The organism is Streptomyces sp. NPDC019937 (assembly GCF_040631655.1).
Classification (GTDB): Bacteria; Actinomycetota; Actinomycetes; order Streptomycetales; family Streptomycetaceae; genus Streptomyces.
In genome coordinates, this window is sequence record NZ_JBEYAL010000017.1 from 107,457 (window position 1) to 126,593 (window position 19,137).

Annotated in this window: 16 protein-coding genes; 3 read left to right on the forward strand and 13 right to left on the reverse strand. The window is 72.4% G+C overall.

Features of this window, described 5'->3' with window-relative positions; all coding sequences use genetic code 11:
* Positions 1–17: 17 nt before the first annotated feature.
* The 5 genes from hydA to ggt all read right to left on the reverse strand — a co-directional run bounded on the left by hydA (position 18) and on the right by ggt (position 7,514).
* On the reverse strand, positions 18–1,418 hold the full coding sequence (gene hydA / locus ABZ562_RS19070) for a dihydropyrimidinase (RefSeq protein WP_361480603.1): 1,401 nt from the start codon (positions 1,416–1,418) through the stop codon (positions 18–20).
* Entirely contained in the window at positions 1,418–2,755 is a 1,338-nt protein-coding gene (locus ABZ562_RS19075) for an aspartate aminotransferase family protein (protein WP_361480606.1), read from the reverse strand. The genes hydA and ABZ562_RS19075 overlap by 1 nt, the downstream gene beginning before the upstream one ends.
* Positions 2,752–3,594 (reverse strand): nitrilase-related carbon-nitrogen hydrolase, encoded by an 843-nt coding sequence (locus ABZ562_RS19080; protein ID WP_361480609.1) that lies wholly within the window; start codon positions 3,592–3,594, stop codon positions 2,752–2,754. Before ABZ562_RS19080 ends, ABZ562_RS19075 begins: the two co-directional genes overlap by 4 nt.
* A gap of 197 nt (positions 3,595–3,791) precedes the next feature.
* Complete coding sequence (locus tag ABZ562_RS19085; protein WP_361480611.1) at positions 3,792–5,477, reverse strand: hypothetical protein; 1,686 nt, start codon at positions 5,475–5,477, stop codon at positions 3,792–3,794.
* A 165-nt stretch (positions 5,478–5,642) separates the two neighbouring features.
* Complete coding sequence (gene ggt, locus ABZ562_RS19090) at positions 5,643–7,514, reverse strand: gamma-glutamyltransferase (protein WP_361480614.1); 1,872 nt, start codon at positions 7,512–7,514, stop codon at positions 5,643–5,645.
* A 126-nt stretch (positions 7,515–7,640) separates the two neighbouring features.
* Between ggt and ABZ562_RS19095 the strand changes: the two genes are divergently transcribed.
* Together ABZ562_RS19095 and ABZ562_RS19100 are read left to right on the forward strand one after the other, a co-directional pair.
* Positions 7,641–8,393, forward strand: coding sequence for a hypothetical protein (locus ABZ562_RS19095; RefSeq protein WP_361480617.1), 753 nt, complete (start codon positions 7,641–7,643; stop codon positions 8,391–8,393).
* Between the two features lie 432 nt (positions 8,394–8,825).
* The gene (locus ABZ562_RS19100; protein ID WP_361480620.1) at positions 8,826–10,415 is read left to right on the forward strand and encodes a CocE/NonD family hydrolase; all 1,590 of its coding nucleotides are present in this window, start codon (positions 8,826–8,828) and stop codon (positions 10,413–10,415) included.
* Here ABZ562_RS19100 and ABZ562_RS19105 read toward each other — a convergent pair.
* From ABZ562_RS19105 to ABZ562_RS19125, 5 genes are all read right to left on the reverse strand, one after another.
* The gene (locus ABZ562_RS19105; RefSeq protein WP_361480623.1) at positions 10,412–11,272 is read right to left on the reverse strand and encodes an amino acid ABC transporter permease; all 861 of its coding nucleotides are present in this window, start codon (positions 11,270–11,272) and stop codon (positions 10,412–10,414) included. The two genes, ABZ562_RS19100 and ABZ562_RS19105, sit on opposite strands and share 4 nt — an antisense overlap.
* Positions 11,269–11,913 (reverse strand): amino acid ABC transporter permease, encoded by a 645-nt coding sequence (locus ABZ562_RS19110; RefSeq protein ID WP_361480626.1) that lies wholly within the window; start codon positions 11,911–11,913, stop codon positions 11,269–11,271. Before ABZ562_RS19110 ends, ABZ562_RS19105 begins: the two co-directional genes overlap by 4 nt.
* Before the next feature lie 12 nt (positions 11,914–11,925).
* Positions 11,926–12,843, reverse strand: a complete 918-nt coding sequence (locus ABZ562_RS19115; RefSeq protein ID WP_361480629.1) for a glutamate ABC transporter substrate-binding protein — start codon at positions 12,841–12,843, stop codon at positions 11,926–11,928.
* Between the two features lie 8 nt (positions 12,844–12,851).
* A complete protein-coding gene (locus tag ABZ562_RS19120; RefSeq protein ID WP_361480632.1) occupies positions 12,852–13,598 on the reverse strand; it encodes an amino acid ABC transporter ATP-binding protein in 747 nt (248 codons plus the stop codon).
* A gap of 99 nt (positions 13,599–13,697) precedes the next feature.
* Entirely contained in the window at positions 13,698–14,138 is a 441-nt protein-coding gene (locus tag ABZ562_RS19125; RefSeq protein ID WP_361480635.1) for a DUF6278 family protein, read from the reverse strand.
* A 154-nt stretch (positions 14,139–14,292) separates the two neighbouring features.
* Here ABZ562_RS19125 and ABZ562_RS19130 point away from each other — a divergent pair, with 154 nt between their 5' ends.
* Positions 14,293–16,122: an SGNH/GDSL hydrolase family protein gene (locus ABZ562_RS19130; protein WP_361480638.1), complete on the forward strand. Its 1,830-nt coding sequence runs from the start codon at positions 14,293–14,295 to the stop codon at positions 16,120–16,122.
* Between the two features lie 168 nt (positions 16,123–16,290).
* On the opposite strand, the gene ABZ562_RS19135 is transcribed toward ABZ562_RS19130, so the two are convergent.
* The 3 genes from ABZ562_RS19135 to pcaC are packed head-to-tail and all read right to left on the reverse strand — an operon-like array spanning position 16,291 to position 19,112.
* Positions 16,291–17,070: an exodeoxyribonuclease III gene (locus ABZ562_RS19135; RefSeq protein ID WP_361480641.1), complete on the reverse strand. Its 780-nt coding sequence runs from the start codon at positions 17,068–17,070 to the stop codon at positions 16,291–16,293.
* 30 nt (positions 17,071–17,100) lie between these two features.
* A complete protein-coding gene (locus ABZ562_RS19140) occupies positions 17,101–17,745 on the reverse strand; it encodes an MBL fold metallo-hydrolase (protein WP_361480644.1) in 645 nt (214 codons plus the stop codon).
* 29 nt (positions 17,746–17,774) lie between these two features.
* Positions 17,775–19,112 (reverse strand): 4-carboxymuconolactone decarboxylase, encoded by a 1,338-nt coding sequence (gene pcaC / locus ABZ562_RS19145; RefSeq protein WP_361480647.1) that lies wholly within the window; start codon positions 19,110–19,112, stop codon positions 17,775–17,777.
* Positions 19,113–19,137 lie beyond the last annotated feature (25 nt).

The following is a 19,137-nucleotide window of genomic DNA, read 5'->3' on the forward strand; positions in this document are numbered from 1 at the left end:
GATCCGGAAGACACCCCCTAGCCGAGGTACTGACAGGTCGAGCGGCGCACGTACCGGCCGTGGCCGGCGCGGCCGGTGTAGGCGCGGCCGTCGATGACCGGGAGGCCGCGCGAGAGCACGGTCTCGACCTGCCCGGTGATCCGCTTGCCCTCGTAGGCCGAGTAGTCGACGTTCATGTGGTGGGTCTCGGCGGAGATGGTCTGCTGGGCGGCCGGGTCGTAGACGACGATGTCGGCGTCCGAGCCGGGCGCGATGGTGCCCTTCCTGGGGTAGAGGCCGAACATCCGGGCCGGGGTGGCGCAGGCGATCTCGATCCAGCGGCGGCGGGTGATGTGGCCGTCCACGACGGCCTGGTGGAGCAGGTCCATGCGGTTCTCCACGCCCGGCATCCCGTTGGGGATCTTGGAGAAGTCGCCGCGGCCCATCTCCTTCTGGCCGGTGAAGCAGAACGGGCAGTGGTCGGTGGAGACGACCTGCAGGTCGTTGGTCCGCAGCCCCCGCCACAGCGCCGCCTGGTGTTCACGCGGCCGCAGCGGTGTCGAGCAGACGTACTTGGCGCCCTCGAAGTCCGGTTCGGCGAGGTTGTCGGTGGACAGGAACAGATACTGCGGACAGGTCTCGCCGAACACCGGCAGTCCCTTGTCGCGCGCCCGCACCAGCTCCTCGACGGCCTCCTCGGCCGACACGTGGACGACGTACAGCGGCGCCCCGGCCACCCTGGCCAGCTGGATGGCGCGGTGGGTGGCCTCGGACTCCAGCAGCGCCTTGCGGACCTCGCCGTGGTAGCGGGGGTCGGTCTTGCCCTCGGCGAGGGCCTGTTCGACCAGGACGTCGATGGCGATGCCGTTCTCGGCGTGCATCATGATGAGCCCGCCGTTGGCGGCGCCGCGCTGCATGGCGCGCAGGATCTGGCCGTCGTCGCTGTAGAAGACGCCGGGGTAGGCCATGAAGAGCTTGAACGAGGTCACGCCCTCGTCGACGAGGAGGTCCATCTCCTTCAGGGAGCCGTCGTCGACATCGGAGAGGATCATGTGGAAGGCGTAGTCGATCGCGCAGTTGCCGCCCGCCTTCAGATGCCAGGCGTCCAGGCCCTCCCGCAGGGCGTGCCCCTTGGTCTGGATGGCGAAGTCCACGATGGTGGTCGTGCCGCCCCAGGCCGCGGCGCGGGTGCCGGTCTCGAAGGTGTCGGCGGCGAAGGTGCCGCCGAACGGCATCTCCATGTGGGTGTGCGGATCGACGCCGCCCGGGATGACGTACTTGCCGGTGGCGTCGATCGTACGGTCGGCGGTCCAGCCGCGCGCGATGTCGCTGTCGGACGCGGCCAGCGCCACCACCCGCTCGTCCTCGACCAGGACGTCGGCGTGGGTCTCCTCGGCGGCGGTGACGACGAGCCCGCCGCGGATCACGGTACGAGGCATCAGCGCCCACTCCTTCCCGGCTGAGTGCTCTTCAGGGCGGCGTTCAGGGCGGCTTCGAGGATGTCCGCGCCCTCCTCCGCCTCCGCCACGGTGAGGCTCAGCGGCGGGGCGATGCGCAGGACGCTGCTGTTGTGGCCGCCGCCCTTGCCGAGGAGCAGCCCGCCCTCGCGGGCGGCCTCCAGCACGGCCGAGGCGGCCTCGGGCGCCGGGTCGCCGGTGCCCGGCTCGACCAGTTCGACGCCGATCATCAGCCCCCGGCCGCGTACTTCGCGTACGCCGTCGAGCCCGGCGCAGGCCGCGCGCAGCCGCTCGATGAGCAGTCCGCCGACCCGGCGGGCGTTGCCCTGGAGGTCGTGCTCGACGAGATGGTTGAGGTTGGCGAGACCGGCGGCCATGGTGACCGGGCTGCCGCCGAAGGTGGAGATGGAGTTGGCGCCCAGGCAGTTCATGACCTCCGCGCGGGCCACGACCCCGCCGATGGACATGCCGTTGCCGATGCCCTTGGCGAAGGTGAGCACGTCCGGCGGGCCCGCGGCGTCGTGCGCCTGCCAGCCCCAGAAGTGGTCGCCGGTGCGGCCCCAGCCGGTCTGCACCTCGTCGCTGATCCACAGGATGCCGTGCCGGTCCAGCACCTCGCGGAAGGCGGCGAACAGCCCGTCGGGCGGGGAGGTGAAGCCGCCCACGCCCTGGACGGGTTCGGCGATCAGCGCGGCGACGTTGCCGTGCGCCTGGCCGAGGATGTCTTCCAGGTCCGCCACGCACGCGTCGATGAACGCGCCGTCCGACAGCCCGGCGAACGGCCCCCGGCTCCGCACGCCGCCGTGCACGTACAGCGTCTGCAGCGGCGAGATGCTGGTCGGCGACCAGGAGCGGTTGCCCGTGATGCCGACCGTCGAGAACGACCGGCCGTGGTAGCTGTTGCGCAGCGCCAGGACCTGGTTGGAGCGGCGGTGGGTGGTGGCGAGCAGCAGCGCCGTGTCGTTGGCCTCGGTGCCGGAGGTGGTGAAGAAGACCCGCGCGTCGGGGATGCCGGACAGATGCGCGACGCGCTCGGCGAGGTCGACCATCGGACGGTCGAGGTAGAGCGTGGAGCTGTGCAGGATCCGGCCCGCCTGCTCGGCGATGGCCTTGGTGACCTCGGGGAGCGCGTGGGCGGTCATCGTGGTGAGGATGCCGCCGAAGAAGTCGAGGTAGCGGTTGCCGTCCGCGTCCCAGACGTGGCGTCCCTCGCCGCGGGTGATCTCGATCGGGCGCTGGTAGTACAGCGCCAGCCAGTCCGGGAGGACGGCCCGGTGGCGTGCGTACAGGTCCTCGCCGGTCGTGTGCCCGCCGGTCATGGCTTCACCAGCTCGTCGTAGGCGTCGGGGCGGCGGTCCCGGTAGAAGGCCCACTGCTGCCGCACCTCGTCGAGGAGGCCGAAGTCGAGGTCGCGGACGACCAGTTCCTCTTCCTTGTCGCTGGCCACGTCCCCGACGAACCGGCCGCGCGGGTCCACGAAGTAGCTGGTGCCGTAGAAGTCGTTGTCGCCGTACTCCTCGGTGCCGACGCGGTTGATCGCCGCGATGAAGTACTCGTTCGCCACCGCCGACGCGGGCTGCTCCAGCTGCCACAGGTGCGACGACAGCCCCCGGGAGGTGGCCGACGGGTTGTAGACGAGCTGCGCGCCGGCCAGCCCCAGGGCGCGCCAGCCCTCCGGGAAGTGGCGGTCGTAGCAGATGTACACGCCGACCTTCCCGACGGCGGTGTCGAACACCGGCCAACCCAGGTTGCCGGGCTTGAAGTAGTACTTCTCCCAGAACCCCTTGAGCTGGGGGATGTGGTGCTTGCGGTACTTGCCGAGGTAGCTGCCGTCGGCGTCGATCACGGCCGCGGTGTTGTAGTAGAAGCCGGACTGCTCGACCTCGTAGACCGGTACGACCATCACCATCCCGGTCTCCCGGGCCAGCTCCGCCATCCGCCGCACCGTCGGCCCGTCCGGGACCGGCTCCGCCCACCGGTAGTGCTCCGGCTCCTGCACCTGGCAGAAGTACGGGGCGTTGAACACTTCCTGGAAGCCGATCACCTTGGCCCCCTGGGCGGCGGCCTGCCGGGCGTACTCCTCATGCTTCGCGATCATCGATTCGGTGTCGCCGGTCCAGGTGCACTGGACGAGCGCGGCACGTACGAGGTTGGCCATGATCAGCTCCTTCACAGCAGTGCTCCGGGGCATGCCCCGTCGTCAACCTGTGTCTACGCACGTAGAATATGGCTGTGGGAAGAACGTAGAAGCGCACTCACCACTCTGGCAATACCGCCGCCGTTACTCAACGAAGACCATCACTTTTCGTGTGATGTCGGGTTTGGCGGGGGTCAGCCGGGTCAGCCGCAGCCTGGTCAGCCGGCGCCCTGTATGCCCGCCACGCGGAGGGCGTGGGCGAGGTCGTGCTGGCTGCCCGGGGACACCGCGCCCGCCGCGTCCAGGAGCGGGGGCACCAGCGCGCCCGGATCCTCGGCCGCCGCCTCGGCCACCTCGGCGGGCGTACGGGCCCGTATGAACGCCGTCAGCAGCAGCGCCACCTCGCGGTGCGCCGCGTTCCCGAGCAGCGCCAGCGCGGTGTGCGCCACCTCGGAGAGCGGCCGCGACACGCTCTGCCGCAGCAGCCGCTCCCCGTCCGCCTCGCGGCCCGCCGCGATCAGCGCCTCCGCGGCGGCGGCCAGCCGCTCGGGCGGCAGACAGGCCATCTCCCACAGCAGCGTGGACACGTCGACGCCCAGCCCCGCCCGCTCCAGCTCGGCCGCCAGCACCGGCAGCCGCACGGCGGGCCAGACGGCCGTCTCGCACAGCACGGCGTGCGCCTCCCCGCTGCGCCCCTCCGCCCGCAGCCGTCCCAGCCGTGCGACGGCCCCGCCGGCCGCCCGCCGGGCCTCGGCGAGCTCCTGCTGCTCGTTCGCCCGGGCCCGCTGCTCGGCCTCCCGCTCACGCTTCCGTGCCCCACCGCGCACCCCGGGGAACCGCGCCCCGCGCGGTCGTGGCGGCGGGGGCGGCCCGCCCTCCCCCGCCGGCGCGGGCGCGCCACCGTCCGGCTGAAGACGCCCGGCCAGCCCCACGGTCGAGGGATCCTGCAGCACCCCCGCCGCCCACCCCGACCGCCCCGCACCCGCCGCCGGGCCGCCGGGGGCGCCGGGCAGGCCACTGCCCAGGAAGCCGGGCGGACCGCTACCGGGGGCACCAGCCGGACCGCCGCCCGGGACGCCGGGCGGACCACCGGCCGGGGCACCGAGCGGCCCATCCGCCGGAGCCCCAGGCCCTCCAACGGTCGGAGCACCGGGCGGGCCGCCGCCGGGGGCAGCACCGAGGGGGCCACCCCCCGGGAAGCCGGGCGGGCCACCCGCCGGAGCGCCGGGCAGGCCACTGCCGGGGGCACCGAGGGAGGCGCCAACCGGGCCACCGCCCGGGACGCCAGCCGGGCCGCCGCCGGGGGCACCGAGGGAGGCGCCGCCCGGGAAGCCGGGCGGGGCGTCAACCGGGCCCCTACCCGGGGCGCCTGGCGAGATCGGGGAAGGCGGGCCGTCGGTGGGGAGGGCGGCCAGGCGGGCGGTGAGTTCCTCGCAGCGGGCCGTCGCGCGGTAGTGGTCGTCCTGGGCCCAGGCCAGGGCCGCCTCGATGGGGTCTCCGTCCGGGCTGGTGTCGGCCCCGGCGCGCTGGGCCTCGAGGAGGTCGCTCTCGCGGTCGGCCGCGGCGAGCCGTTCGCGCCGCATCGCGGCCAGGCGGGCGCTCAGCGCCTCACGGGTGCCGGGGGCCGCGTCGTGGACGGTGATCGAGGCGCGGTACAGGGTGGCCGCGCGGGCCGCGGCCACGTTGGCCGTCTGGGCGCCGCGCTGGGCGGAGAGGTCCTGCAGGAGGGCCTGGACGACGTCCCAGGGCGGGATCTCCTGGCCGGCCAGACAGGCGCGCAGCCCATCGGGGTCGCGCTGCGCGAAAACGGCGTACCAGCCCTGGTCAGGGTCGATCCGCCGGGCCAGGGCACGCAGGTAGCTCGCGAACTCCTCGATCGCCGCCGGGAGTTGTCTGCCCGCCATCGCCACCCCCGCATTCGACACCCCGCATGTTACGGACCCGGGTACCGGCGCGCTAGGCGCACATTTCCGGATACGCACACGCCAGGCAGGTTGTACGGATTCCTGTGGGGATTTTACGGTGGCGGCCTGGGCGGGGCCCGACCGCCACCGTGGTCCACATGCCGGTCAGCCCGCGGGCCGTACCACCATCGCCGAGCCGCCGCCGCGCCGTGTCGTCTCGGCGGCGGCCAGCCACCGGCCGTCACCGAGCCGCTGGACGCCGGTCGCGGCCCCGATCTCGGGGTTCTCCTTGAAGGCGTGGCCCAGCGCCTCCAGCCGGGCCCGCTCCGGGCTGTTCCACAGCCCGGGCTCCAGCTCCGTCTGGGCGGCGTTGCGCTGGCTGGCGCGCGGCGCGGCGATCGCGTCGACCAGCGGCATGCCCCGGTCGAGGTGGTTCAGCAGGGTCTGCAGCACGGTGGTGATGATCGTGGCGCCGCCGGGTGAGCCGAGCGCCAGCACCGGCTTGTGGCCGTCGAGCACGATGGTCGGCGACATGGACGAGCGCGGCCGCTTGCCCGGACCCGGCAGGTTCGGGTCGTGGACGGCGGGGTCGGCGGGGGCGAAGGAGAAGTCGGTCAGCTCGTTGTTGAGCAGGAAGCCCCGGCCGGGGACGGTGATGCCGCTGCCGCCGGTCTGCTCGATGGTGAGGGTGTACGCGACGACGTTGCCCCACTTGTCGGCGGTCGTCAGATGCGTGGTGTTCTCGCCCTCGTACGTGGTCGGGGCGGCGTGTCCGCGCGTGTCGCAGGTGCCGGGGGCGCCGGGGTTCCTCGGGTCGCCGGGGGCGAGCGGGCTCTTCAGCACCGCGTCGGGCTTGATGAGGCAGGCGCGGGAGTCGGCGAACCGCTGCGAGGTGAGCGCCTTGGTCGGTACGTCCTCGGCGGCCGGGTCGCCGACCCAGCGGCCGCGGTCGGCGAACGCTATCCGGGAGGCCTCGATGTAGCGGTGCAGATAGTCGCGCTCGCTGAGCTTGGAGAGGTCGGTGCGCTCCAGGATGTTCAGGGCCTCGGCGACGCTGGTGCCGCCGGAGGACGAGGGCGCCATGCCGTACACGTCCAGGCCGCGGTAGGAGGTGCGGGTCGGGGCCTGCCGTTTCGTGTCGTACGCCCGCAGGTCCTCGGTCCGCAGGTCGCCGGGGCGCACGACGCGCGACGCCTTCGGGTCGACGGGGGGCTTGCGGACCGTGGAGACGATGTCGCGGCCCACCTCGCCCTTGTAGATCGCGCCGACGCCCTTCTTGGCGAGCAGGGCGTAGGTGCGGGCGAGGTCGGGGTTGCGGAGGGTCGAGCCGACGGCCGGGAGCTTTCCGCCGGGCAGGAACAGCTCGGCAGTGGCCGGGAAGTCCTTGAAGCGGTCCTCGTTGTCGGCGGTCTGCCGGCGGAAGGTCTTGTCGACGGTGAAGCCGTCGCGGGCCAGCTTCTCGGCGGGCTTCAGCACCTGGCCGAGCGACCGGGTGCCCCAGTCGCCGAGGGCGTCCCGCCAGGTGGCCGCGGTGCCGGGGGTGCCGACGCTGAGCCCGCTGGTGACGGCGTCGTCGAACGGCAGCGGCTTGCCGTCCTTGCCCAGGAAGAGGTTCTGGTTCGCGCTGAGCGGGGCCCTCTCGCGGCCGTCGAGCGTGGAGACGGTGTGCCGCTTGGCGTTGTAGTAGACGAAGTATCCGCCGCCGCCGATGCCCGCCGAGTACGGCTCGGTGACGCCGAGCGCGGCCGCCGTCGCCACCGCCGCGTCCACCGCGTTGCCGCCGTGCCGCAGGACGTCGATCCCGGCGGCCGAGGCGTCCGGGTCCACGCTGGAGACCGCGCCGCCGTAGCCGGTGGCCACGGGGGTCTTCTCGGGCGTACCAGCGGCGGGCCCGGCGGCGCCGGCGGCGTGCGCACCCGCCGGGGCGATGCCGAGCACGGCGACCATTCCGGCCGCGGCGGCGAGCGCGGGCAGCGCGCGCCGGGCGGCTCGTGCCGTGGCTCTGGTTGCTGTGGCGGGTCGTGCGGCGTGCCCCATCCGGACCTCCAAGCGGACGACAGAGAGAGCGGAGCCTACCGGCGACGCTCATGCTCACGACAGAGGGCGAGTGCCCTTCCGCATTCGCTCGAACACGGCTGCGGATGGCGGCTACGATGCGCGGCCATGAGTGACACCGTGCAGGACCTGATCGCTTCCGGAGCGGCACTGATCGTGGGGGTGGCGCTCGGCTGGGCCGTGCACGCGGCGGCGGGGCGCCGGGCGCGCGCCCGTGAGCAGCGCTTCTTCGGCCTGCCGGACGGCTCGGAATGTGTGCTGGTCACCCACCGGGACAGCGCCACGGCGCACTGGTCCATCCCGCGCCATGACGCCCTCGCGCTGCTGGGGCTCGCCTCCGTGGTGGAGAACTGCGGGGCGCACGCGGAGGTGGCCCCGCACGACACGGGGTTGCAGGGGTTCGGCGCGCGCACCGAGTTCTGCGTGGGCGATCCGATCGCGCACCGCAGGCTGACGGCGCACATGGCGAACCTGCTGCCGGGCGTGACCGTGCACCAGGGCGACGAGTCCGGCGCGAACCGGGGCGCGTTCACCATCGGTGGCACCGAGTACCGCCCGGAGCCCGGCGCGGTCGAGCACGTCCTGGTGGCCCGGCTGACGGCGGGTGACGGCGGCCGTCCGGTCTTCCTGGCCGCCGGGCAGCGCCCGGTCACCCACCGCGCCGCCGTGCGCCATCTGGTGCGCAACCGCGCCAAGCTGGCCCGCAAGTACGGGGCGCAGGGCTCGTTCTGTCTGCTGCTGAAGGTGATCAACTCGCAGGCGTACGGCCCGGATGTGGTGGAACTGGTCGCGGACGTCACCAAGCAGGCCACCACGGCGGGGGGCCGGGCGGCCACCAAGACGCTCCTCAAGGAGGGGTGAGCGGGCCGGATATCGCATCACGGACGGCTCAGGGGGCCGCTCCGCACGCATCGTTACCCAGGCGTAACTTACCGCGCTATTACCACCGGTAAGGCACCGAGTTACCGTCAGGTCACTTAGACCTGCCCCGGTGCCGCCACCGCATCTGGCATCCACGTCTGGAGCGACATTGAACCCTCCCCCAGCTGAAGCAGAGGGATTCCTGGCTCAGGAAGCCCCGCAGGTCAGCGACCTGAAAGGTCTTACTCCCTCAGCACCGGCCGGGACGGAACCCGCCCGGTTGCCCGAAAGCATGGGGTTGCGCCGGCTTGGTTCTCGCTCAGCACGTTGTGCGTGCTTGGTCCCTGAGGCGAAACACCGTTCCTTGCCCTGCTCTGCAGGAGTTCGATTCCTTCCTCGCCCGAAGGCGGGGGCGTCCCCGAAGGAGACCAGGTGACCCCTGCCCGCCGAGCACTGCGTACCACCGCCGCCGCCTCCCTTTCGGCGGCCGTCCTGGCCGGTGCGACCTTCGCCCTCGCCCCCGCCGCCGGGGCGGCGCCCGCCGCCCCCGCGTCCGCGGCCGCCGCCGACACCTCCGTACGGTTCGTCGACATCCCGGGCGACGGGGGCGTCACCCTGGCCGCCAACGTCGTCGCCCCCGCGGACTCCTCGCGCCGCCTCCCCCTCGTCGTGCTGCCCACCAGCTGGTCCATGCCGCAGGTCGAATACCTCGCGCAGGCCAAGAAGCTCGCCGACTCCGGCTATGTGGTGGTCACTTACAACACCCGCGGCTTCTGGCAGTCCGGCGGCCGCATCGAGACGGCCGGGCCGCCCGACGTCGCCGACGCCTCCAAGGTCATCGACTGGGCCCTGGCCAACACCGCCGCCGACCCCGGCCACATCGGCATGGCGGGGGTGTCGTACGGCGCCGGGATCAGCCTGCTCGCCGCCGGTTCCGACAAGCGCATCAAGGCCGTCGTCTCGATGAGCGGCTGGGCGGATCTCATCGGGTCCATCTACAGCGGCCGCACCCAGCACGCCCAGGCCGCCGGGCTGCTCGGCGGCGCCGGAGCCCTCACCGGCCGCCCCAGCGACGAATTCCAGCAGATCCTGAAGGACTTCCTCGGCTCCAACCTCGCCAAGGAACAGGACATGATCGAGTGGGGCCGCAAGCGCTCGGCGGCCACCTACCTCGACAAGATCAACGCCAATGGCGCGGCCATCATGCTGGGCAACGCCTGGGGCGACTCCATCTTCCCGCCCAACAGCTACGCCGACTTCTACGACAAGCTGACCGGCCCCAAGCGACTGGAGTTCCGGCCGGGCGACCACGCCACCGCCGAGTTCGGCGGGCTCTTCGGGCTGCCGAACGACACCTGGGAGCACAGCAGGCGCTGGCTCGACCGCTACCTCAAGGGCGAGCGCAACGGCATCGACCAAGAGCGGCCGGTGCAGCTCATGTCCCGCACCGGCGGCGACTACGAGGGCTACACCAGCTGGTCCACCGTGCCCTCGGAGCGCCGCCGGGTGGCGCTCGACCGGGCCGAGACGGTCACCGCGAACCACGACTCGGGCGCCAACGCCGGAACCGTCATGCTGACCGGCGCGGTCGACCAGTTCCTCAAGCTCCCGCCACTCGCCTCGATCCCGCTGCTGCCGCGCTCGTACGCCGCCGTCTGGCAGACCGGGGCGTACGCGACCGAGCAGCGCGTCCGCGGCACGGTGTCCCTGCACACCACCCTCACCAGCGACAAGCCCGACGGGACCGCGGTCGCCTACCTCTACGACGTGGGCCCGCTCGGCGTCGGCAAACTCATCACCAACGCCCCCGTCACCTTCCACGACCGCACCCCGGGCAAGCCCTTCCCCGTCGACCTGGACCTGTTCTCGACGGCGTACGACGTCCCGGCCGGGCACAAGCTCGCGCTGGTGGTCGACACCGTCGACCCGCTCTACATCGAGCACAACCCGGACGGCGCCCACCTCACCTTCTCCTCGCCGGACGCCGACCCCTCGTACCTGTCGGTCCCGGTGCGCGACTAGCGGGTGTCGCCCGGCAGCGGCGCGGCCGGGCCGGGCGGCGCCACCCGCACCTTCTCCGTCTTCACGCTGCGCCGCTCGCGCCTCGCCACCCAGTTCGCGCACCACGACAGCAGCATGCACATCCCGATGTAGACCGGTGAGATGACCATCACGACCGGGATGAACGGCAGGTCGTAGTCGAGGTTGGACGCGATGAGCTTGCCCGCGTGCAGGAACTCCTCGTAGGTGATGAGGAAGCCGAGCGAGGTGTCCTTCAGGGCCACCACCAGCTGGCTGATGATCGCGGGCAGCATGGCCCGTACCCCCTGGGGCACCAGGACGTACGTCATGACCTGCGTCTTGCGCAGGCCCAGGGAGTACGCCGCCTCCCGCTGCCCGCGGTCCACCGCCGCCACGCCCGCGCGGAACACCTCGGCGAGCACCGAGCCGTTGTACAGGGTCAGCCCGGTGACCAGGGCGGTCAGCGGCTGTGCCTTCAGGGCCACGAAGACGAAGAAGATCATCACCAGCACGGGCATCGCGCGGAAGAACTCCACGATCAGCGTGGCGAGCCAGCGCACCGGGCGGTGGTCGGACAGCCGCCCGGCGGCCAGCACCCCGCCCAGCGCCAGCGAGAGGACGGCGGCGAGCCCGAACGCCTTGAGCGTGTTGCCCAGTCCGCGCAGCAGCAGCTCCTGGATGCCGACGTACTCGAAGGGCATCCACTTGCGGTACGCGAACTGACCCGTGTCGACAAGGAGATAGATCACCCAGGCGATCAGGGCCAGCAGCGCCAGCGTGGCGATCAGCCCGTAGAGGCGGTGGCGGCGGGCGGTGCGGGGCCCGGGGACGTCGTAGAGGACGGCGGTGGCGGTCAACGCGGCACTCCCCAGCGCTTCTCCAGCACGGTGAAGATCGCGCTGATGGTCAGGGTCACGAGGAGATAGCCCACGGCGATCCAGACGAAGGACCAGACGATGCTGTATCCCATCTCGTTGAGCGGTTTGTAGGTGCCGAGCAGTTCGGTGACGCTGAACGACCCGGCGATGGCCGAGTTCTTGGCGAGCGCGATCAGCGTCGAGCCGATCGGCGGGATGACGGCGCGGAACGCCTGCGGCAGCACCACCGCCCCCAGCGTCTGCTCGAAGGTCATGCCCAGGCTGCGGGCGGCCTCGCCCTGCCCGACCGGCACCGTGTTGATGCCCGAGCGGACCGCCTCGCAGATGAACGCCGAGGTGTAGCAGCCGAGGGCGAGCACCGCGAAGGCGGTGAACGGCAGGACCAGCCCGAAGCGCGGCAGACCCAGCATCACCGCGAAGAACAGCAGCGTCAGCGGGGTGTTGCGGAGCACCGTCACCCAGCCGGTGCCGAAGGCGCGCAAGGAGGCGACCGGCGCGACCCGGAAGGCGGCCATCAGGACGCCGAGGGCGAGGGCGAGCAGCGAGGCGTAGACGGTCAGCTCGATGGTGCCGAGCAGACCGCGGCCGTAGAGGGAGAAGTTCTGGGTGAGCACGTCCATGAGCGCGGGGCCTCAGTGGTAGCGGTCGACGGCGGGCGGTTTGGGGGCGGGCACACCGGACAGGCCGAGGGTCGCGTTGTACGCCCGTCTCCAGTCGCCGTTGCGCACATGGGCCTCGATGGCGTCGTCCAGCGCGAACCGCAGCGCGACATCCCGCTTGGGCACGCCGATGCCGTACGGCTCCTTGGAGAACGGCCTGCCCACCACCTTCAGCTCCTTGGGCGCCTTGGCCGCGTAGCCGAGCAGGATGACGTTGTCCGTGGTGACCGCGTCGACCTGGTAGCTGAGCAGGTTGTCCACGCACACCGAGTACGTGTCGTACGCGACGGCGTGGGCCTTGGGGTAGTCGTGCTGGATGCGCTGCAGCGGGGTGGAGCCGGCCACCGAGCAGACGGTCTTGCCCGCCAGGTCGCGGGGGCCGTGGATGTCGTTCGTATCGGTGCGCACCAGCAGCGACTGCCCGGCCATGTAGTACGGACCGGCGAAGCCGACCAGGCGTTTGCGCAGCGGATTGATGGTGTAGGTGCCGACGTAAGTGTCGATCTGGCCGTTCTGGAGCGCGGTTTCCCGGTTGGCGGAGGCGATGGTCCGGAACCGGATGGTCCGGGGCGGGAAGCCGAGGGACGCGGCCATCATCTTCGCGATCTCGATGTCGAAGCCGGAGTAGCGGCCGGTGGCCGGGTCCCGCTCGCCCAGATACGGCTGGTCCTCCTTGACCCCGACGATCAGGTATCCGCGCCGCTTCGCCTTCCGCCAGGTCGGCGAGGACGGCAGCCGGAAACCGGTGGCCACCCTGTAGTGCGGCAACGCCTCGGGCTTGGGGCCCTTGGCGGGCGGGCTGCCCTGCTTGCCGCAGCCGGTGAGGGCGCCGCCGGTGAGGGCGAGGAGCAGCGCGAGGACGGCGGTCAGGATGCGCCTCATGTGCGTCATCACCCGGCTCAGTGCTTGAGGATCTTGGAGAGGAAGTCCCTGGCCCGGGCGGACTCCGGCGCCTTGAAGAACTCCTCCGGGCTGCGGTCCTCCACGATGCGGCCGTCGGCCATGAAGACCACGCGGTTCGCGGCGTACCGGGCGAAGCCCATCTCATGGGTGACGACGGCCATCGTCATCCCTTCCCGGGCGAGCTGCCGCATGACCTCCAGCACCTCGTTGATCATCTCCGGGTCGAGGGCCGAGGTCGGCTCGTCGAAGAGCATCACCTTCGGGTCCATGGCCAGCGCGCGGGCGATCGCCACCCGCTGCTGCTGGCCGCCGGAGAGCTGCGCGGGGTACTTGTCCGCCTGGTCCGCGAGGTCCACCCGGTCCAGCAGCTCCCGGGCCCGCCGCCCGGCCTCCGCCTTGCCGCGCCTGCGGACCTTCACCTGCGCGAGCATCAGGTTGTCCAGCACGGTCCGGTGGGCGAACAGATTGAACGACTGGAAGACCATCCCCACTTCGGCCCGCAGCCGCGCCAGCTCCTTGCCCTCCTCGGGCAGCGGCCGCCCGTCCACCACGATCGAACCGGACTCGATGGTCTCCAGCCGGTTGATCGTCCGGCACAGCGTCGACTTCCCGGACCCGGACGGCCCGATGACCACCACGACCTCCCCGCGGCCGACGGTGAGGTCGATGTCCTGGAGGACGTGGAGCGCGCCGAAGTACTTGTTGACGTTGCGCAGCTCGATCAGCGGTTCACCCACGGCCATGCCGCGCAAACTATCCACACCAAAGCGGCACTTCGGTCAGGACACGCACCAATGGGTGAATAACGCCCGATAGTGGACCTCTCCGCCCCCTCCGCCCTCTCAGCCCTCCGAGACCTCCGCGTACAGCTGGGACAGCTCGGGGGCGCCGTCGGCGGCCCATTGGTGGCCCGCCTCGACCACGTCGACCTCCCGGCCGGAGTCGAGCCGGACCACGGGGCGGCCGTTGGGCCACACCTGCCAGACGGCGCCCGGCACGGTGCGGACGATGACCGTGCCCAGATAGAGCCCGGCGTCGTTACCGAGCCAGGGCAGCTCCTCCGGGTCGTCGCGCCAGCGCGGTACCAGCTGGTCCAGCGCCTCCAGGGAGCCGGCCGAGTCGTCGAGCACGATGCCCACCTGCGCGGCCCGGGCCCGCAGCAGTTCGCATTCGGAGAGGAGTTGCGCCACCCCTTGGGGGTCCGCCTCCTGGGCGCTCATCAGAGCCGTACCGGAGGCCGCACCGTGCCGCTTGCGCCAGTTGTCCAGGAAGGGGATGTTCATACAGCTCAGCGTCGCACCAAGTGCACGGGCGCACCACAGGGCGCGCGGCGTCGTCCGTGACCCGTTGCTTGTCTTGACGACACCCGGCCGTCTCCCTACGTTCGCCATGCACCTGTCGAATCGCCGGTCGGGTCGGTTACGAGAGGGGACACCTATGCGCGTCGTCAGACCATGGAACGTGGCCGGGATCGTCGCGGGAGGTGCCACCCTCGTACTCCTCGCACCGGCCGCACCCTCGGTGGCGCAAGGCGCCGCCCCCTCCGAGCCGCTCCCTCTGGAGCGGCTTTTCGACAACCGGGCGGTCGGTGACGACACCGCGCCGGGCACGACGGACTTCGACGGGGCGGGCAACTCCCTCTCCGCGCAGGACCTGCGGGCCGCGGGCTGGACCCCCGGCCGCGCCATCGCCCTCGACGCGGCGCGGCTCACCTGGCCGCGCAGCGCCGGGTCCCGGCCCGTCCGGCCCGACAACGTGATCGCCGACGGGCAGTCGGTGCGGCTGCGGGGGCGCGGCGACGCACTCACCTTCCTGGTCGCGAGCAGTTCCCCGGGCGGCCCCGGCGCCGGGGCGAGCGGCACCGGCCGCATCCGCTACCGGGACGGTTCGTACGGTACGTACACCCTGAGCGCCCCCGACTGGCGCGCGGGCCCCGCCGCCACCAAGGCGGTCGGCCTCCCGCACGTCAACACCGCCGACGGGCAGCGGGCCGAGGCGGCCCGGCTGTACGCGGTGACGGTGCCCCTGCGCGGCGACCGGCAGGTCGCGTCGGTGACCCTGCCGAAGGACCCGGGCCCGGGGGCCGATCTGCACGTCTTCGCGGCCTCGCTGCGGCAGCCCGCGCGGGGCTGGACCGGCAGCTGGGCGGCGAGCACCGCCGGATACACCAAGGTCGGGCCGTGGACCGACCAGACGCTGCGGCTCGTCGTGCACACCAGCGCGGGCGGGCCGGGCGCCCGGATCCGGCTGGAGAACACCTTCGCCGCCGCCCCCGTCGGGATCGGCCACGCCACGGTCGCCCTCCAGGGCAGCGGCGCGGCGGCGAGCGGCACCCCGGTGCCGCTGACCTTCCGGGGCCGGGCCGGTACGTCGATCCCGGCGGGCGCGCAGGCCTTCAGCGATCCTGTGAACTTCGCCGTCCCCGCCGACGCGAACCTTTTGGTCAGCATTCACCTTCCCGGGCCGGTCGCGGCGGTGCCGGTGCACACCCAGGCCACCCAGCGTTCCTATCTGAGCGCGCCGGGCAGCGGTGACCGTACGGGCGAGACCGGCGCCGACGCGTACACCGGCACCCTCACCACCTGGCCGTTCCTCACCGGCGTCGACGTCCGGGGCGGCCCGGGGTCGGTGGTCGCCCTCGGCGACTCCATCACCGACGGCACCAAGTCCACCCTGGACGCCAACCGGCGCTGGCCCGACGTCCTCGCGCGCCGGCTGCGCGCCCAGTCCGGTGAGTCCGGTGTGCCCGCCTACGGCGTCGTCAACAGCGGCATCTCCGCCAACCGCGTGGTCACGGACGTCTACCCCGGTGACGGGGTCTCCACGGTCACCAGCGGGGTGAGCGCGGGCAGCCGCCTGGAGCGGGACGTCCTGGCCCAGACCTCCGCCCGTACGGTCGTCGTCTTCCAGGGCATCAACGACCTGCGCTGGGGCACCTCGGCCGAGGACGTCATCGCGGGCCTGAAGGCCATCGCCGCCCGGGCGCACGCGCGGGGCCTGCGGGTGCTGGGCGGGACGATCACGCCCTGCGAGGGCGAGTCGCTGTGCACCGCCGACGCGGATGCCCGGCGCTCCGTCGTCAACGACTTCATCCGCGCGGGCGGCGGGGTGTTCGACGCGGTCGTGGACTTCGACGCGGTCGTACGCGACCCCGCGCACCCGTCGCGCATCCTCCCGGCGTACGACAGCGGCGACCATCTGCACCCGGGCGACGCGGGGTTGAAGGCGATGGCGGACGCCGTGCCGTTGCGCGCGCTGACGGGCTGATTCCCCACCCCGCCCCTCCCCGACCCGGGGCTCCGCCCCGGACCCCGTGGTTGTGGGCAATCGTTCCGCAGGGCGGAACGGGTGGGCACAACCCACCCACCGGGCCGCACCCGCGCACGCAAGCCCCGGGGGCACCCCGGGCAGGCGCGCCCACCCCGGGGGCGCCGGTTACGGCTGGAGGTCCACCACCACCGGGGCGTGGTCGGACGCGCCCTTGCCCTTGCGTTCCTCGCGGTCCACGTAGGCGTCGCCGACGGCACCGGCGAACGCAGCGTTGCCGTAGACCAGATCGATCCGCATGCCGCGGTTCTTCGGGAAGCACAGCTCCCGGTAGTCCCAGTACGTGAAGGGGTGCTCGTACTTCAGGGGGCGGGGGACGACGTCCGACAGGCCGGTCTCGCGCAGGGCGGCCAGGGCCTCGCGCTCCTTGTCGGTGACATGGGTGAGGCCGTCGAAGCGGGTGCGGTCCCAGACGTCGTCGTCGGTCGGGGCCACGTTGAAGTCGCCGAGGACGGCGAAGGGCCGGGAGCCCTTCGCGTCCTCGGTCACGGCCTCCCGCAGGGCGTCCAGCCAGCGCAGCTTGTAGTCGTAGTGCGGGTGGCCGACCTCACGGCCATTGGGCACGTAGACCGACCAGACGCGGGCGGGGCCGCAGGTGGCGGCTATCGCGCGGGGCTCCTGGCCGCCGTCGTAGTCGGGGCCGCCGGGGAGACCGGAGACCACGTCGCCGAGGCCGACCCGGGAGACGACGGCCACCCCGTTCCACCGGCCGGTGGCGTTGACCGCGGCCTCGTAGCCCAGCTCGCGCAGGGGCTCGAAGGGGAAGGCCGTCTCGGCGCACTTGGTCTCCTGGACGCACAGCACGTCCGTGCCGCTGCTCTCCAGCCAGGCGAGCAGCCGGGGCAGCCGGGCGGTGATCGAATTGACGTTCCAGGTCGCGATGCGCATGGGGGACAACTTACATCCCGGGTCCGACACTCAGAGCGGGAGCGTTTCGCCCGGGGTCAGGCGGATGTGTTCCGCGGCGCCGGTCCCCGGTCCGTCCGGGCCGAGCATCCGGCCGTACACCATCGGGCCCAGGTCGGACAGCAGGGCGTCGTGGATGTCGATCGCGCGCCGCGGGGCGACCTCGCGCACGTAGTCGAGGATCTCGGAGAACTTGTTCCAGGGCGCGTGCAGCGGCAGCAGCAGGGTCTCCACGGGGCGGTCGGGGACGGTGAGGGCGTCGCCCGGGTGGAAGACCGCGCCGTCGACCACGTACCCGACGTTGGTGATGCGCGGGATGTCGGGGTGGATGACGGCGTGCAGCTGTCCGTGCACCTCGATGTCGAATCCGGCCGCGGTGAAGGTGTCGCCCTCACCGACGGTGTGGACCCGGCCGGGGAACGCCGCCGAGATCTGTCCGGCGACGCTGGCGAGGGTCCAGATGTGGGCGGCGGGGTTGGCGTCGAGCGCCGCCCGCAGCCGCTCCTCGTTGAAGTGGTCGAAGTGCTCGTGGGTGACGAGGATCGCGTCCGCGCCGACCGCGGCGTCCTCTTCGCTGACGCCTCCGGGGTCGATGACCAGCAGCTGTCCGTCCTTCTCCAGCCGGACGCAGGCGTGGCCCTTCTTCGTGAGCTTCATGAGGATCATTGTCCTCCTCTGTGCCCGCGTCACTCCTCGGGGCTGGTCTCCTCGCGGATGACCCGCTGGGCGACGGCGAACGCGGAGTTCGCGGCGGGCACCCCGCAGTAGATCCCGGTGTGCAGCAGCACTTCCTTGATCTCGGTCGGCGTCAGCCCGTTGCGCAGCGCGGCCCGGGTGTGGAAGGCGAGCTCGTCGAGGTGGCCGCGGGCGGCCATGGCGGTGAGGGTGATCACGCTGCGGGTGCGGCGGTCGATACCGGGCCGGGTCCACACCTCGCCCCACACATAGCGGGTGATGAAGTCCTGGAAGTCGCCGGTGAAGTCGTCGACCTGGGACTCCGCGCGGTCCACATGGGCGTCGCCCAGCACCTCGCGCCGGACCTTCATGCCCTGGTCGTACGTGTCGGCGCGGCCGTCAGGGCCCGGCTCGGGCGGCCGGGTGTAGCCGATCTCGACGGGCGGACCGGCGGGCGCGGCGGTCGGGGCGGTACGCGGCGGGGCCGGGGCGGTGACCGGCGGCGGCACCGGTGTCAGCACGGGCTTGACGGGCGGGGCGGAGACCGCGGTCATCCCGGTCGGGTGGTCCGAGGACCGCCACGAGCTGGAGAAGTGGCGTACCAGCAGGTCGGTGACGGCGGCGGGCTGCTCGACGGGCGCCAGATGCGAGGTGCCGGGGACGAGCGCGAGCCGCGCGTCGGGTATGCCCGCGACCAGGACGCGGGCGTCGGCGGCGGGGGTGACCTGGTCCTCGGCCCCGGCCAGGACAAGCGTGGGGACGCCGATCCGGCCCAGCTCGGGGCGGATGTCGAAGGCGGCCAGCGCCTCGCACGCGGCGATGTAGCAGCCGGGGTCGGTGGTGCGGACCATCTGGACGGCCCAGTCGACGATGGCGGGCTGGGCGGCGGCGAAGACGGGGGTGAACCAGCGCTCGGGGGTGGCGCGGGCGATCGGGTCGAGGCCGTTGGTGCGGACCACGACGCCGCGCTGCCGGAAGGAGTCGGCGGTGCCGAAGCGTGGGGAGGCGGAGACGAGCGCGAGCGAGCCCACTCTCAGGGGATGTCGCAGCGCCAGTTCGGCGCCGATGGCCCCGCCGATGGAGCAGCCCGCGTAGCCGAAGCGGTCGATGCCCAGCATGTCGAGGGTGGCCAGCAGCCTGGCGGCGAGTTCCGCGACGGAGGGGGCGGGGTGGGCGGGCGAGCCGCCGTGGCCCGGCAGGTCGAAGCGGAGGACGCGCCAGTGGCGGGACAGCTCGGGTATCTGGCGGTCCCACATGTGCCAGGTCGTGCCCAGCGACGGGCCGAGGACGAGTACGGGCCCGTCCTCGGGGCCGTCGGTCCGGTACTGAAGTGTCTTGGTCTCGCTCACCCGGAAACGGTATCCCGAACGTCGT